14 protein-coding genes and 1 tRNA gene are annotated in these 14,395 nt (G+C 67.1%); 9 read left to right on the top strand and 6 right to left on the bottom strand.

Annotation, left to right across the window (positions count from 1 at the left end):
- Positions 1-11: 11 nt before the first annotated feature.
- From HARCEL1_RS03555 to HARCEL1_RS03545, 3 genes are all read left to right on the top strand, one after another.
- Positions 12-320 (top strand): hypothetical protein, encoded by a 309-nt coding sequence (locus HARCEL1_RS03555; protein WP_108381224.1) that lies wholly within the window; start codon positions 12-14, stop codon positions 318-320.
- Positions 321-322: 2 nt separating this feature from the next.
- Positions 323-925: a hypothetical protein gene (locus HARCEL1_RS03550; RefSeq protein ID WP_174182918.1), complete on the top strand. Its 603-nt coding sequence runs from the start codon at positions 323-325 to the stop codon at positions 923-925.
- Positions 926-1,069: 144 nt separating this feature from the next.
- Positions 1,070-2,674, top strand: coding sequence for a GTPBP1 family GTP-binding protein (locus HARCEL1_RS03545; RefSeq protein ID WP_108381223.1), 1,605 nt, complete (start codon positions 1,070-1,072; stop codon positions 2,672-2,674).
- A gap of 10 nt (positions 2,675-2,684) precedes the next feature.
- On the opposite strand, the gene HARCEL1_RS03540 is transcribed toward HARCEL1_RS03545, so the two are convergent.
- Positions 2,685-3,221, bottom strand: a complete 537-nt coding sequence (locus HARCEL1_RS03540) for a hypothetical protein (protein ID WP_108381222.1) — start codon at positions 3,219-3,221, stop codon at positions 2,685-2,687.
- Positions 3,222-3,380: 159 nt separating this feature from the next.
- Here HARCEL1_RS03540 and HARCEL1_RS03535 point away from each other — a divergent pair, with 159 nt between their 5' ends.
- Positions 3,381-3,884, top strand: a complete 504-nt coding sequence (locus HARCEL1_RS03535) for a redoxin domain-containing protein (RefSeq protein WP_108381221.1) — start codon at positions 3,381-3,383, stop codon at positions 3,882-3,884.
- A gap of 75 nt (positions 3,885-3,959) precedes the next feature.
- Positions 3,960-4,166, top strand: coding sequence for a hypothetical protein (locus HARCEL1_RS03530; protein ID WP_108381220.1), 207 nt, complete (start codon positions 3,960-3,962; stop codon positions 4,164-4,166).
- A 27-nt stretch (positions 4,167-4,193) separates the two neighbouring features.
- Here the strand turns inward: HARCEL1_RS03530 and HARCEL1_RS03525 are convergent, their stop codons facing one another.
- Positions 4,194-4,526, bottom strand: a complete 333-nt coding sequence (locus tag HARCEL1_RS03525) for an ArsR/SmtB family transcription factor (protein ID WP_108381219.1) — start codon at positions 4,524-4,526, stop codon at positions 4,194-4,196.
- A 133-nt stretch (positions 4,527-4,659) separates the two neighbouring features.
- On the opposite strand from HARCEL1_RS03525, the gene HARCEL1_RS03520 reads away from it, so the two are divergent.
- Positions 4,660-6,489 carry an SLC13 family permease gene (locus HARCEL1_RS03520; protein WP_108381218.1) on the top strand — a complete coding sequence of 610 codons (1,830 nt, stop codon included), beginning with the start codon at positions 4,660-4,662 and terminating at the stop codon, positions 6,487-6,489.
- A 19-nt stretch (positions 6,490-6,508) separates the two neighbouring features.
- Here the strand turns inward: HARCEL1_RS03520 and HARCEL1_RS03515 are convergent, their stop codons facing one another.
- The gene (locus HARCEL1_RS03515) at positions 6,509-7,768 is read right to left on the bottom strand and encodes an NAD(P)/FAD-dependent oxidoreductase (protein ID WP_108381217.1); all 1,260 of its coding nucleotides are present in this window, start codon (positions 7,766-7,768) and stop codon (positions 6,509-6,511) included.
- Positions 7,769-7,858: 90 nt separating this feature from the next.
- Complete coding sequence (locus HARCEL1_RS03510; protein ID WP_108381216.1) at positions 7,859-8,647, bottom strand: YihY/virulence factor BrkB family protein; 789 nt, start codon at positions 8,645-8,647, stop codon at positions 7,859-7,861.
- Between the two features lie 199 nt (positions 8,648-8,846).
- Here HARCEL1_RS03510 and HARCEL1_RS03505 point away from each other — a divergent pair, with 199 nt between their 5' ends.
- Positions 8,847-9,497: a DUF998 domain-containing protein gene (locus tag HARCEL1_RS03505; RefSeq protein ID WP_174182917.1), complete on the top strand. Its 651-nt coding sequence runs from the start codon at positions 8,847-8,849 to the stop codon at positions 9,495-9,497.
- A 97-nt stretch (positions 9,498-9,594) separates the two neighbouring features.
- Positions 9,595-11,562, top strand: a complete 1,968-nt coding sequence (locus HARCEL1_RS03500; protein ID WP_108381215.1) for a serine hydrolase domain-containing protein — start codon at positions 9,595-9,597, stop codon at positions 11,560-11,562.
- A 412-nt stretch (positions 11,563-11,974) separates the two neighbouring features.
- Here HARCEL1_RS03500 and HARCEL1_RS03495 read toward each other — a convergent pair.
- A tRNA-Val gene (locus HARCEL1_RS03495) sits at positions 11,975-12,049 on the bottom strand.
- A 90-nt stretch (positions 12,050-12,139) separates the two neighbouring features.
- On the opposite strand from HARCEL1_RS03495, the gene HARCEL1_RS03490 reads away from it, so the two are divergent.
- Positions 12,140-13,060: a serine/threonine-protein kinase RIO2 gene (locus HARCEL1_RS03490; protein WP_108381214.1), complete on the top strand. Its 921-nt coding sequence runs from the start codon at positions 12,140-12,142 to the stop codon at positions 13,058-13,060.
- Here HARCEL1_RS03490 and HARCEL1_RS03485 read toward each other — a convergent pair.
- Positions 13,057-14,154: an MBL fold metallo-hydrolase gene (locus HARCEL1_RS03485; protein ID WP_108381213.1), complete on the bottom strand. Its 1,098-nt coding sequence runs from the start codon at positions 14,152-14,154 to the stop codon at positions 13,057-13,059. The genes HARCEL1_RS03490 and HARCEL1_RS03485 overlap by 4 nt on opposite strands.
- Between the last annotated feature and the right edge of the window lie 241 nt (positions 14,155-14,395).

The raw sequence follows: 14,395 nt of genomic DNA, 5'->3' as shown, positions 1-14,395 counted from the left end.
GAAAGCGGACGATGGCGACCAACGACGACAAAATTCAGTTCAGGGGGCACGCCGAGAAGGCAGCGAGTCAAGTCGTCGACGAGTTGCGACTCGGGGGGATCAACGTCAGTGAACTCGCGCGGCAGGGACTCACGGAGAAGCTCCGGGAAACGTTGTCCGAGGAAGAGAAGATCACCCTCCACCAGCGATACGAGCGCGGTGACCTCTCCGAGGAGGTCGCCGAGATTCTGCTCGGGGACGGGCTCGACGAGATCGAACGCGAACGGGAAGCCTTCGAGGCGGCGACCGACATCGATCGGACGGGCGTGTATCGAGAGTAGCGATGGCGAACGCGGTCCGTCATCCGATCATCGTCGACACCGACGCGTTGATCGCCGTCGCCAACACGCACCTCTGGTCGACGGTCGTCGATCGCCTTCGGCTCACCACGACGAACGTCTGTATTCAGGAACTCGAACGTCACGTCCGGGAGACGTCCGAATACGCGCCCGACGGCAGCAGAGAACAGTGGCTTCATCACGGCAGCAGTGCTGCACTCGAACCGTTCGCAGCCGACTCCGAGGCGTTCTCGACGGTGACGTGTGTTCCCCGGCCACACGGGCCAGACGCTGGCGAGACATCGATCGAGACAGAGATCGCACAGCACCCCGACCAGTATCGATTTGCGATCCTGATGGACGCCCACGGCCGTCGGTCGATCAACCGGCTGTTCGACGCGACGGAGACGACCGGACAGGCCGTCGCACCGACGTTCTTGCTGTATCTCGTGCTCGACGAGGGCGCCTGTTCGGACGAAGCGTTCTGTCAGGCCTGCGCCGAAATGCTTCGTGGAGAAGGATGGACGGGATATCAAGCGATTCAGGCAGCCTGGGACGCGATCCCGATCGACTGTTCGAACTATCTCGATGACGACGTGCTGCCCTGAACGCAGTGGCGACCTGACTCGGGTGGGTCTGGACACCGATTCGATGTGGGGGCCGATCAAAGACGGCGGAGTCCACCGTGCATGACGACACCACGCCCCACACTCCGCCGAACGTTTCATATCGAATGCCGCGCAACCCCCGGTATGAGCCCTGATCGGGCCGCACTGGAGCAGGCCATCGATCGCGGCGAGCGCGAGGGTGGGTCGGTCGAGTTCAAGACGCGGCTCACCGAGGCGACCCACCTCGCCGACGGTCGCCGGGAGAGTCTGGTGGCCCAGTTGCGCCATCGCGTGCTCTCGGGTGACGGCGAGGCGACGTACGTCATCGGCGTCAGCGACGACGGCGACATGGCGGGCATCGAGCCCGCCGCGTTCTCGGAGTCGATGGACGTGCTGAGCCTGCTCGCGGGCGAGGCCGACGCGCACATCGAGTCGGTCCAGACCTACAGTGCCGGCCCGGAGACCATCGTGGGGCTGGCGACGATCACGGAAGGCCCGATGCTCGAAGACGACGACCACATCGTCGTCGGGACGGCCGGCCACGTCGACCACGGCAAATCGACGCTCGTCGGCACGCTCGTCACGGGCGAGTCCGACGACGGCGACGGCGCGAACCGGTCGTATTTCGACGTCCGGCCCCACGAGGTCGAACGCGGCCTCTCGGCGGATCTGTCCTACGGCGTCTACGGCTTTGGCCCCGACGGGCCGGTCCGGATGGACGACCCCGACCGCAAGACCGACCGCGCACGCGTCGTCGAGACCGCCGATCGACTCGTCAGTTTCGTCGACACCGTCGGCCACGAGCCCTGGCTCCGGACGACGATCCGGGGGCTGGTCGGGCAAAAGATCGATTACGGCCTGCTCGCGGTCGCCGCCGACGACGGCCCGACCGCGACGACACGCGAGCATCTGGGCATCTTGCTCGCGACCGACCTGCCGACGATCGTCGCGATCACGAAGGCCGATCTCGTGAGCGAGGAGCGTCTCGACGCCGTCGAACGCGAGGTCGAGCGCCTCCTCCGGGAGGTCGAGACGACCCCGCTCGTCGTCGCCCGCCACGGCGTCGAGAGCGCCATCGAGGAGATTTCGCCGTCGGTGCTGCCGATCGTGCGCACGAGTGCGGTCTCGGGGACCGGGATGGACACCCTCGACGCGCTGTTCGAGCGGTTGCCGACGACCAGCGAGGCCGACCGCGAGGCGTTCCGCCTCTACGTCGATCGAACGTACAGCGTCACCGGCGTCGGCCCGGTCGTCTCGGGGACGGTCGCCTCGGGCGCGGTCCAGACTGGCGACGAACTCCTGGTCGGGCCGACCGCAGACGGGCGCTTTCGCGAGGTCGAGGCGCGCTCGATCGAGATGCACTACCACCGCGTCGAGGAGGCCACCTCGGGGCGAATCGTCGGTATCGCGCTCTCGGGGATCGACGAGTCCGCGATCGAGCGCGGGATGGTCGTCGTCGAGCGCGAGAGCGACCCGACGCCCGTCCGGGAGTTCGAGGCCGAAATCATGGTGTTGAACCACCCCACGAGCATCGCCAAGGGGTACGAACCCGTCGTCCACTGCGAGACGATCAGCGAGGCGGCAGCGATCTACCCCGAGGACGGGCACCTCCTGCCCGGCGACACCGGGCGGGCGCGTGTCCGGTTCAAGTTCCGACCCTACTGTGTCGAGCCTGGACAGCGCTTCATCTTCCGGGAGGGCGAGTCCAAAGGCGTCGGGACGATCACCGAGGTCACGGGCGTGGAGTGACGCGTTCGGTTCAGGCCATCGCGTCGAGTGTGACCGTCTCTTCGCCGTCGACGACCACCTCGACGCGCTCGGCCGCCGGTCCGTCAGGGTCGAAGACGAGACGGACGAGCATCCCGACCGGCGTCATCGCCTCGCCACAGGCCTGACTCTCGGGGGCGGTCCGCTCCGTTCGCACCGACACGACTGCGCGGCCCTCGTCGTCGATTGCTGGCGGGCCGTCGAGGACGAGTCGATAGCAGGTCTGGGATGCGAACACCCGGACGTAACAGAGCCGTTCGCCAGCCTCGAACTCCGTCGCGGCGACCAACGGCGTGTTCGAAACGTGGAAATACCGGGCTGCGGCGTCCGCACTCGCCAAATAGAGGCCCTGGGTGTCCAGCCCAGACCACTCGACGTCGGGGGTCGGGGGTGCGTCGCTGACGACGTGCTCGGCCAGTGTCGGATTCGAATCTCGACCGTCGGTCGGTTCGTCGGGCGATCCAGTCGAACAGCCAGCCAGCGCGATCGCTCCGGCGACGCCCGTCGCGAGCAGTGTTCGGCGGTCCATACCCACCGTTCGACGGCGTGGACCATCACCCTACGGGAGAGTCAGACGCGCGTTTGATCGGGTCGGCCCCCGGTCGTCGGCACTGCCGAGCCACGACCAGACGACCGCGACCGGGGCCGAGAGCAGCAGGGCCTTCCGATCGGGGCACCGAGATGGACCATGCTTTCCGAGGGTGCGGTCGCCCCCGACTTCTCGCTGCCCGGCATCGTCGACGGCGAGCCAGCCTATTACGATCTCGTCCAGCCACTCGATCAGGGTCGTGCGGCACTGGTGCTGTTCTACCCGTGTGATTTCGTCCCGACGATCACCCCCGAACTCCGCGCCGCGAGCGCGTGGGCCGACCGCGACGACCTCGTCGTGTACGGCATCTCCGCCGACAGCCTGTTCGCCCACGAAGCGTACGCCGACCGCGAGGGGATCACGATCACGTTGCTCACCGATACCCACGCGACGATCGCCGACGCGTACGATCTGGTCGCCGAGGAGGTTCGAGGCCACCACCAGGTCCCGGCCCGAGCGGTGCTCGTGATCGCCCCCGACTGGACGATCCGCTTCGGGTGGACGACCGACGATCCACTCGCCCCAACGGACGGAGCGCCGCTCCGTGCGGCCGCCGCGTGTCTCGACGAGATTCTCGACGCGTCGATCGACCCGCCCGAGTGACTCCCGAACGCGATACCGTTCGATAGGGCTGCCCTTAGACAACGATTTTATCGGTCGCGCCAGTGCGTCCGAGTGATGTCGGAGACTGACACCCTCGCGGCGGCCATCCAGCGGTCGACCCTCGGCGTCGGGCTGAGTGTGTTCGCGTTCCTGGGATTCGGGGTGCTGCTGGGCGGGCTTGGATCAGCCCGGCCGATCGTCGCCACGGGTGGGCTGATCGTGTTCGCGCTCCCCGCCGTGTGGATCGCGCTGCTCTTTGTCGAGGGCCTGCGCGAGCGCTGATCGCGCGACTGGGCCCCAGTAGACGACTCAGACGAACGAGTCGATGACCGCGATGACGTCCTCGCCACACGGCGTCGGACTGTAGGTCACGAAATTGCCGTCGCGATCGGCCGTCACCAGGCCGGCCTCCTTGAGCACCTTCAGATGATAGGAGAGCTTCGAGTACTCGATGTCGAAGACGGCGACGAGATCACAGACACACAGTTCGGATTCGGCCAGCAGGCGCATGACGAGCACACGGCGCTCGTCGGCCAGCGCCTCGAAAATATCGAGCGCGGTCGTGTGATCGCCCGTCTCGACGATCGCCCGGAGATCAGCCAGTGTCTCCGCATCGATCCGGCACGCACTCGCATCGGGCATGAAGTATACAACGCTGGCCCAGACTCAAACCTGTCGCTCGCAGAACGGCGGATCGGGCAGAGCGTCGTCGCGGGGCCACCACATCGGACGGTATCGCCACCCACTTCACCGCCACTCCCGTTGGGCGAATCGAATGATCGCCGGCGTTCCGTTCGAAGCCGCCGTCGTGTTCGCGCTCATCGGCGTCGCACTCGTCTTGTTCGTCACGGAAGTGATCCCCAACGACGTGACCGCGATCGGTGTCATCGTCGCGCTCGCGGCGCTCGGGCCCACGCTGGGGCTCTCGGCGCGTGACGCCATCTCGGGGTTTTCGAGTCCGGCGACGATCACCATCGTCGCGATGTACATGCTCAGCGCGGGGATTCAACGGACGGGGCTGGTCCAGCGATTGGGCGTCGCGCTCGCACGCTTTGCCGACGGTGACGAAGGGCGGGCCCTGCTCGCGACGGTCGGATCGACAGGTCCGATCGCGGGCGTCGTCAACAACACGCCCGTCGTCGCGGTGTTCATCCCGATGATCACCGATCTGGCCGAACAGAGCGACGTCTCGCCGTCGAAACTGCTCATGCCACTCTCCTATGCCGCGATCCTTGGCGGGACGCTCACGCTCGTCGGCACGTCGACGAACATCCTCGCCAGCGACTTCGCCCGGCAGTTGATCCCCGGTCGGGACGGCATCGCGATGTTCGAGTTCAGTGCGCTCGGCGTCGTCGTCCTCGTCGTCGGAGTGGGCTATCTGCTCACGATCGGACGACGACTCACGCCCGCACGCATTCCCGTGGACGTGGACCTCCTCGAAACGTTCGCCCTCGACGACCACCTCGCACAGGTGCGCGTCCCGCCGGACTCGCCGGCCGTCGGTGAGCGAGTGTCTGCGATCGATGGTGTGGTCGACGTGTTGCAGTTGCGACGGAACGGTGAGGCGTTCGCGGTCCCGGAGACCGATCGACGGATCGAGGTCGGTGACCTGCTCGTCGTGAACGGCCCCCGGTCCGACGTCGCCAGCTTTCGAGACACCCATGGCCTCCGTGTGTTCGACCGGACGGCCGTCACCGACGACACCTTCGACGCGAGTGCGACCGAGAACGTCCTCGGGACCGCCGTCGTCCCCGAGGATTCGGCGTTCGTCGGTGAACGACTGGCTGACGCGCGTCTCGAAGCGTTCCACCGGACGACGGTGCTCGCGGTGCGCCGCGGCGGAACCCTCCTTCGGGAGGACCTCGACGAGGAGACGCTCGAACCGGGTGATCTCCTCCTGGTCCGACTGCCCGAATCGGCGATCGAGTACTTCTCCGAGTCGGGCGATCTGATCGTGACCGACGCCGGTGAGACCGACGGCGTATTCGAGGCCACGCCCGAGACGACCGCTCTGTCGCCCACGACGCCGATCGCGGTCGCGATCATGGCCGGCGTGATCGGTGCGGCGGCCCTGGATCTGTTGCCGATCGTGATCGCGGCGCTCGGCGGGGTGTTCGCGATGATCGTCACCGGGTGTCTCTCGCCGTCGGACGCCTACGACGCGGTCTCCTGGAACATCGTCTTCTTGCTCGCGGGCGTGATCCCGCTCGGACTCGCCATGGAGACCACCGGTGGTGCGGCGGTGCTCGCGGCCGGCCTCGACGCCGCCGGGTCCGTCCTCCCGCTGCTCGCCGTGGCACTGCTCCTCTCGGTGGTGACGGGCCTGTTCGCGAACGTCATCACGCCGGTCGCGACGGTCGTGTTGATGATCCCCGTCGCCGTCGAGGCCGCGGGCCCGCTGGGCGCGGACCCCTTCGCACTCCTGTTGGTCGTGATGTTCGCCTCGGCGACCTCGTTTATGACACCCGTGGGGTATCAGACGAATCTGATGGTCTACGGGCCCGGGGGCTATCGGTTCACTGATTTCCTCCGGGTCGGTGCCCCCCTCCAGGTCCTCCTCGCGGTCGTGACGACCGTCGGCATCGCGATCGGGTGGGGCTTTTGATCGCGGCCGCGGCAGTGCATCAGTCCTCGGCCACGTCCGCGATCGCCCGTGCGGCGACCCGACCGCTCTCCAGGGCTCCCTGGATCGACGACCACCGCGTCGCCTCGCCCGCGAGGACGACCGGGCCCTCGGGCGCGTCGACGGCCGGAAGGTCGGCTCGAAAGCCCGGGGGCTGGGCGAACTGGGCGAACGGAATGTCGTCGGTCGCGAGGTGGTCGAAGGCATCGATCGGTTCCTCGGGAAACCAGTCCGCGAGCGTTTCTTCGATCGCCAGGGCCTCCGTCTGTGCGGACCCATTGACATCGTCACCCACGACGGTCGCACTCACCAGCGTCGACCCCTCGGGGGCGTACTCTGGGGCGACCGCCGAGAGCGGGGCGACCGTGTTCGGCATCCCACCGGCGGCGTTACAGACGAGTCGCTGACCGATATCGACGTCGCGATCGGCGGCGAAGTAGTGGGTGCGACAGCCCCGTCCCGCGGTCGGGATGGCCTCGACGCCGGTCAACGCGCGGGCGGTCGGCGGATCGGTCGCGATCACCGCCGCATCGGCGTACACCGTCTCGCCGCCGACCGACAGTCGAACGCCGTCGTCGATATCGTAGGAATCGACGGTCCGACCCGTCGCGATCGACCCGCCGGTGCGGCGCACCCGCGCGGCGAGGTGATCGGCAATCGCGCCCATGCCGTCGGCGGGCACCGCCGCGCGGGACCCACCGAGTGTCGCCATGACCGCCCGGAGCACGCCCGCGTCGGTCGACAGCGACCGATCCAGCGTGATCCCACCGAAGAAGGGCCGGGCGAACTGATCGCGAAACGACGCGGAGAACCCGCGATTCCGGAGGATCGCGTCGATCGACCGGTCCGGGCCCACGAACCACTCCTCGGGGCCGAGACCGCGACAGGCGAGACGGAGTTTGAGCAGGCGGAGTTTGTCGCCGATCGTGACGTCGCGATTCACGAGCGTCGGGATCGCCGCGCCAGGGTCGCTCAGCGGGTCGGCCAGCACCGATCGGTGACCCGGTCGAGCGAGCGTCGCGCCGGCGGGGAATGCGCGCCAGTCGATCGCGCCGGCGTCGAGTTCGCGCTCGATCGCCGGATAGCCCGGAAAACAGACCTGAAACCCCCGATCGAGTGTGTACCCGTCGACCGTTCGCGAGCGAACGCGCCCGCCCACCGAATCGCGATCCTCGTAGACGGTCACCGAGTGGCCGTCCTCCGCCAGATGGCGAGCGGCCACGAGTCCGGCCAGGCCCCCGCCGACGACTGCGACGTGCATACCGACCGTACTGGTGCCGTCCGCATAACTGCCAGGGCCAGGTGTTCGACCGAGACGTGATCGAGTGCGACCGCCTCCGTGGGCGGCCGGTCAGGACACGAACGGCCACCAGCCCGGGCGTTCGGTCCGGACGACGACGTTGACCACCCCGCCGAGCAGGACGATCTCGCTCGCGACGTACAGCCAGGTCACGAAGAGCAACACCGACCCGAGCAGGCCGTACGCCGCAAATCGGGTCGCAGACGCCGCGTAGATCCGAAATCCGATCTGGAGGGCGACCCACCCGATCGCGGCGACGCCCGCACCCGGGAGGGCCTCACCGACCGTGACGTCCACCGGCGGAAGCAGGTAGTACAGCGGGAGAAAGGCGATCGTCAGCAGTGCGACGAGTGCGATCGTCGCGAGGAGGTCGAGAAGCGGCCCGCCCGGCGGCACGATCGAGAGCGCGACGCCGCTGGCGACGACGAGGACGGCCGCGAGGGAGACGGCCAGGCTGGCGACGACGGCATCGGTCAGTTGTCCGATAAAGGAGGGCGTCGTTTCGACGCTGTCGATCTGATCGAACGCCCGGTCGAGCGCGCGAAACAGTTTCGAGCCACTCCAGGCCAACACCGCGAGACCGACCAGCGAGGCCGCCCCGCGCCCGCTCGCGTCCGTCAGCGTCCGCGTGACGAAGTCCTGGCCGGACGCCGAAAGCTGTGTCGCCAGCACACCGGTGACGCGGTCGGCCAGCGCCGGGCCGCCGACGACCGAACCAATAGCGATGGCCAACAGCGCGAGCGGGAGCGTCGAGACGAACGCATAGTAGGCGATCGCCGCCGCGACGAAGCCCAGATCCCGGTCGAGAGCGAGGGTATAGATGGCCCGGAGCGTGGACATACCGGCGCTTCGACGGGGAGGGTCCTGAAGGCGGCGGTGGGGTCGATCCGGTCGGAACCACACCGACGGCCGATGACCTGATCGGGAAGGCATGAGAATACACCACACTATAGAACCACCAGGACCTCGTGTCTCAGCGGACGATACGCGTCGTATATATTTATATAGTTTACATCCGTAATAATTTTGAGGATTTCACATGGCACACACCCAACGATCTGCGACCTCGGTTTTCAACATTCGCGGCATCGCCGTCGATCCCCGGACACTGGCCGGTATCGCATTCATCGCGCTCGCGGCCCAGTTCATGACTGCGATCATGCTCGCGGCGGCGATGGTCTCCGGCTACGACTTTCAGGGCGGGGCCATCAGCGACCTCGGCGTGTTCCCGGAGACTGCGCTCCTGTTCAACCTCTCGCTGATCGTCGCCGGTGTCATCAACCTGCTCGGCGGATACGCCTTCTACCGTCTCCACGGGAGGGGATGGCTACTCGCCATCTTCGCCATCGCGAGTGTCGGTGCCATCGGCGCCGGCCTGTTCCCCCTCGACACCGGCGGCCTCCACAGCCTCGCCGCAGTGCTCGCGTTCGTGTTTTTCAACGTGGAAGCGATCGGCAGCGCGTCCGTACTGGGGGGCGCGATGCGTGCGCTCTCGGTGGTCGCCGGCGTGGTCGGCCTCGTCTTCATCGGCCTGATGGTCGTCGGTGACGCCGGAACCACCGCCGCGTTCGGGCCGATCGGCCACGGCGGGACCGAGCGGATGATTATCTATCCCGTGATGATCTGGTTGATCGCCGTCGGCGGCGCACTCGTCGGTGCCAACCACGTTGACGACCGTCGCCCCGCCTGACCCGACGAGCGATCGCCGGACGGCCCCCGTTCACCCTGCACGCCTCGCATCGATATCGATCGCCTGCTCGATCACCCACAGACCGACCCCAGCCCACATGCAGTTTCACGTCATTCACACCGCCGCCGTGCTCGTTCTCGTCACCGCCGTGCTGTCCGCCCCGATCGTGATGGCAGCGCCATCCACCGGACCACCGGATCGCGTCGTCTCTGACAATGATCGCGTCACGACAGTCGATCAGATCGAGTCAGCTGAGCTCACGGCCTGGCTCGACGAGACGATGCCCGACCAGCTCGACGAGTATCAGATCCCCGGCGCTGCCGTCGTCGTCGTGGCCGACGGCGAGATCGTGCTGGCACGGGGGTACGGCATGGCCGATCTCGACACCGGGCGGTCGGTCGTTGCCGACGAGACCGTCTTCAGTGTCGGGTCGACGGGAAAACTGGTGACCTGGACGGCCGTAATGCAGGGCGTCGAGGACGGCCACCTCGACCTCGATCGTGACGTCAACGCGTACCTGACCGAATCCACCGTTTCGGTCCCAGACACGTTCTCCGAGCCCGTCACACTCCAACACCTCGGAACACACACGGCGGGCTTCGAGGACAGCGTCGCGGGAATGGTCACCGACGATCCGGGTGAGATTCGATCGGTGGAAGCGATCCTCACCGATCACCAGCCCGCACGCGTCAGGCCCCCGGGCCAGTACGTCGCATACTCCAACTACGGGACCGCCCTGGCGGGCCACGTCGTCGCCGAGCAGTCCGGGATGGCATTCACCGACTACGCTGACGAGCGAATCTTCGGCCCGCTCGGCATGGACGACACCACCTACGCCCAGCCGCTGCCGACCGACCTCGAACAGCGTCGGGCGATCGGGTACACTGCTCGGGACGGCTCGTTCCAGGCCCACGAGCCACCCGTCTGGACGCTTCCGCCGGAGGGCGGGTCGATGCGGACGACCGCGACCGACATGGGTCAGTTCATGCTCGCACACCTCGACGAGGACGAGTCGGCACTCCTCACCGCCGAAAGCATCCGAGATATGCAGCGCCGGCACGTGACGAAATCCGCAGCCGTCCCGAACCTCAACGGAATGGGCTACGGATTCATCGAGATGGATCGCACCGACGAGCGCACCGTCGGCCACTGGGGGACGACCCCCCGATTTAGTAGCCTGCTCGCGCTCGTTCCCGCCCACGACACGGGGCTGTTCGTCGTCTACAACAGCCCCGGTGGGAACCAGGCCCGGACTGCCCTCCTCGATGCGTTCGCAGAGCGGTACTACCCACGAGCTGACGCGCCGGGATCGGCCCCGACCGCACCCGCCGGCGCGGCCGAACGCGCCCAGGCACTCGCCGGCGACTACCGATCCCTGACGATCGCCGGGTCCTCCTGGGAGCGGATCCTCGGCGTGACGACCCGGACGTATACTGTCGGCGCGACTGATGCGGGTGAGCTCACGACGACCCGGATGGGCGAGGGGACGCGCACGTGGGTCGAGCGCGAGCCAGGCGTCTACCTGGCCCCCGACGGGAACGACATGCTCGTCTTCGAGTTCGACGAGGACGGACGGGCGACTCACATGTACCGGCACGCGTTCGGGCCGGCGACCTACGAACGCGTCCCCGCCGCAGAGTCGCTGACAGTGATCCAGGCGCTGCTCGCCGCGAGCGTGATGGCCTTCCTCTCGGTGGTCGCGGCCGGGATCGGCGGGGCCATCCGACGCCGACGCGGTGGCCACGACACGCCGACCGACAGCGAGCGCGCAGCCCGGTGGCTGCTCGGCGGTGTCAGTCTGCTCTGGCTGGTCGTCCTGGCCATCTTCGTGCTCGCCTGGATCAACTTCAACGCCGAGGCCGCCTCGCCGTCGCTGGCGCTTCGGGCTGGACTCATCCTCCGGTGGATTGCGCTCGCCGGAACGATCGGGGCCGTCGCCGCGACGCTCATCGCCTGGCGTGAGGAGTACTGGGGCCGTCTGGCCCGGGTTCACTACACGCTGGCGACGGCATTCGCGGTGCTGTTCGTCTGGCCACTGTCCGTGCTCGGAATAATACCGTTGTAGGTATTTAACCATCAGGGCGCGGCCCACGCGACATGATAAATGCAGCATTCTGGATTCGTAATACCGCCCGATCGGCAGTCGCTGCTGACGATCACAGGCGGCGGTGGTGAGGTGGTTCCGCCGTCTCGAAATCGCGCCGGGAACGCTGTGGGCCCAACACGCATACGGCGGCCTCCGGCCGCCGTATCACTCGACCGAGCGGAGCGAGGTCGAGGTCTTTTTGGTCCAGATTTTTCAAGGAGCAGGTTGCGGGCCATATGGCCCGCAACCGAATGACGTGGCGGCTTCCGCCGCCACGCGGTCGCCGAAGGCGACCCGACGTGGTTCGAAAGAGCGCAGAGCGCTCTTTCGTCATCACGAGAGAGCGGAGCTCTCTCGAACGACAGAAAAAGGTGGTAGAGAAAGGTCGTATTGGGTTGGCCAGGAGTTGAACCTGGGGCCTGCTCCGTGTGAAGGAGCCGTCATAACCGGACTAGACCACCAACCCGCATGCGATGGTTTCCGAGCGCCGACCTTAAGATTTCGCTTTCGGGTGGCCCACCGACGGCGTTTTTCCTCGCGGTGGCGAACCGCTCGTATGGTCGAGAACGTCGCCGGGGTCATCGCCGACCTCGAACCCGAAGACATCCACCTCCTCTCGGGGGTCGAGCAGGGGATGCGCTTCTCGGAGTGGGTCCAGCGGAGCGACCTCCCGAAGTACTCGGGGCTGAACCACGACGATCTGCAGTATCGTATCGATCGATGTGCCGACCGGGAGTTGATCGAACGGAAGACGATCCAGTACGAGGGGTACACGCTGACCTTCGAGGGGTACGACGCACTCGCCTTGCACACCTTTGCCGAGCGCGGGACGATCGACGGCGTCGGCGCACCGCTGGGCGTCGGTAAGGAAAGCGACGTCTACGAAGTCCAGTCGTACCGCCCGATGGCACTCAAGTACCACCGCGAGGGCTACACCGAGTTCCGCGCGGTCGATCGCGAGCGCGAGTACACCGCCGATCGCGATCACGTCTCCTGGCTGTACACCGCCCGGCAGGCCGCCGAGCGCGAGTTCGAGACGCTCGAAGCGTTGTACCCCGACGTCGCGGTGCCACGCCCGATCGATCAGAATCGTCACGCGATCGTGATGGAGCGGATCGACGGTGTGGAACTCCGCCAGGCCGCACTCGATCCCTCGGACGTGCCCGCGGTCGTCCGCGCGGTGTTCGAAGTGTACGCCGACGCCGTCGCAGACGGATTCATCCACGCCGATCTGAGCGAGTACAACGTGTTCGTCACCGAATCGGGCGTCGTGATCTTCGACTGGCCACAGGCCGTCGCGACCGATCACGACAACAGCGCGGAACTGCTCGAACGCGACGTCGAGAATCTCCTGAGCTACGTCGCCCGGAAGTATCCGAACGCGGCGGTCGCGACCGACGATCCCGCGCGAATTGCCGACGCCGTGCGCGAGGGCCGCACCGCAGTCGCGGACGCGCTCACGAACGCACGCGACTAGAACCCCGACGCGCAGTTGTTCGGCCCGAGTTCGATCGTGGCGTGGTCCGCGTCGACAGACACGCCGAGATTGATCGCGACGATCGACTCGTGGTTCGCGGGCGTCGGCGGCGTCGATCCGACGATCCGCTCGACTGCGGCGTCACGATCGGAAAACGATCCGAGTCGGTCGCGCACCGCGTCGATCCCATCGACGGCCGGGCCCTCGCGATACAGCGTCGCGGGGACGGCGTGGCCCGGTGCGATCCGGACGTCGTCGAGGGCGAACAGTCGCTCGGTGAGACTGTCGACGAGGTCCTGGGCCGCTCGCTCGGCGTCGTCGGGCGATTCGAGGTCCGGGCGTGCGACACCGTCCAGAAACAGGCTATCGCCGGTGAGGATCACGTCACCGACCCGGAACGCCGTCGTGCCCGTGGTGTGGCCGGGGACGTGGATCGCCTCGATCGCGGTCGCCCCGACCGGAATGCGGTCGCCGTCTGCGACCGGGGTGAATCGTTCGCGGTCTTCGATCCCACGGTCGAGCGCGCGCTCGGGGACCATCGCGGTCGCGCCGGTCGCGTCGGCAATCGACCGGACGCCCGAGACGTGATCGGCGTGGACGTGCGTGTCGACGGCGGCGACGATCCGAGAGGTGGTGTCGAGATACGAGTCGACGAGACTGTCGAGCGGATCGACGAGGACGGTCTCGCCTTCTGATTCGACCGCATAGGAGAGACACCCCGTCGCCGGCCGGCGGAACTGGCGGATCGTCGCGGCGTCGGTCTCGACGCGTGCGACGTCGACATACTCGGCCCACCCCTGATAGCCACCGTCGAGCGAGAGCGCGTCCAGTCTGGCGGCGATCGACTGGCTGGTCTTCCCGAGTGCGCACGCGACGACCAGCGGGCCAGACGGCGGCCCACCCGGAATCGACCCGTCTCCCGGGAGTTCGTCGGCAGGTGTGGCGCGCACGTCGACCCACTCCGGAAGGTTCCACTGCTCGGGGTCGGCGTCGGCCCGCACGTCGAGCAGCGTCACGGGGTCGCGAGCGACGGCACGGTCGTACAGCGTCGCGGCGTCCATCGTCGCGGCCGATCTCGGTGTGGAATCGGTCATGGTCGGCCGTTGGCCGCCCCTCCGGATAGGCGTTCTGAAACCCACAATGGAGACACAACCACACAAGACAGGAGCGTCCCCACACACCGGTCCCGGCCATACGAATCGGTGATGGGGAGTATACTGGGTGGAAAGGAACGTATCAGTGGCTCCAATCGATTTCTGTCGGTCGGGTGGGATCACCCGCGACCCAAAGGTGTATGAAGAAACCAGATGGAATAGTACAGTATGAACACGACTG

The sequence above is a fragment of the Halococcoides cellulosivorans genome (genome assembly GCF_003058365.1).
In the GTDB taxonomy this organism is placed as follows: domain Archaea; phylum Halobacteriota; class Halobacteria; order Halobacteriales; family Haloarculaceae; genus Halococcoides; species Halococcoides cellulosivorans.
The sequence above is the reverse complement of the archived record's forward strand: the minus strand, read 5'-3'. Positions and strand labels throughout refer to the sequence as shown.

Excerpts from the sequence above, each read along its gene's own strand:
- HARCEL1_RS03555 (WP_108381224.1), top strand. The coding sequence starts at position 12 with ATGGCGACCAACGACGACAAAATTCAGTTCAGGGGGCACGCCGAGAAG.
- HARCEL1_RS03550 (WP_174182918.1), top strand. The coding sequence starts at position 323 with ATGGCGAACGCGGTCCGTCATCCGATCATCGTCGACACCGACGCGTTG.
- HARCEL1_RS03545 (WP_108381223.1), top strand. The coding sequence starts at position 1,070 with ATGAGCCCTGATCGGGCCGCACTGGAGCAGGCCATCGATCGCGGCGAG.
- HARCEL1_RS03540 (WP_108381222.1), bottom strand. The coding sequence starts at position 3,221 with ATGGACCGCCGAACACTGCTCGCGACGGGCGTCGCCGGAGCGATCGCG.
- HARCEL1_RS03535 (WP_108381221.1), top strand. The coding sequence starts at position 3,381 with ATGCTTTCCGAGGGTGCGGTCGCCCCCGACTTCTCGCTGCCCGGCATC.
- HARCEL1_RS03530 (WP_108381220.1), top strand. The coding sequence starts at position 3,960 with ATGTCGGAGACTGACACCCTCGCGGCGGCCATCCAGCGGTCGACCCTC.
- HARCEL1_RS03525 (WP_108381219.1), bottom strand. The coding sequence starts at position 4,526 with ATGCCCGATGCGAGTGCGTGCCGGATCGATGCGGAGACACTGGCTGAT.
- HARCEL1_RS03520 (WP_108381218.1), top strand. The coding sequence starts at position 4,660 with ATGATCGCCGGCGTTCCGTTCGAAGCCGCCGTCGTGTTCGCGCTCATC.
- HARCEL1_RS03515 (WP_108381217.1), bottom strand. The coding sequence starts at position 7,768 with ATGCACGTCGCAGTCGTCGGCGGGGGCCTGGCCGGACTCGTGGCCGCT.
- HARCEL1_RS03510 (WP_108381216.1), bottom strand. The coding sequence starts at position 8,647 with ATGTCCACGCTCCGGGCCATCTATACCCTCGCTCTCGACCGGGATCTG.
- HARCEL1_RS03505 (WP_174182917.1), top strand. The coding sequence starts at position 8,847 with ATGGCACACACCCAACGATCTGCGACCTCGGTTTTCAACATTCGCGGC.
- HARCEL1_RS03500 (WP_108381215.1), top strand. The coding sequence starts at position 9,595 with ATGCAGTTTCACGTCATTCACACCGCCGCCGTGCTCGTTCTCGTCACC.
- HARCEL1_RS03490 (WP_108381214.1), top strand. The coding sequence starts at position 12,140 with ATGGTCGAGAACGTCGCCGGGGTCATCGCCGACCTCGAACCCGAAGAC.
- HARCEL1_RS03485 (WP_108381213.1), bottom strand. The coding sequence starts at position 14,154 with ATGACCGATTCCACACCGAGATCGGCCGCGACGATGGACGCCGCGACG.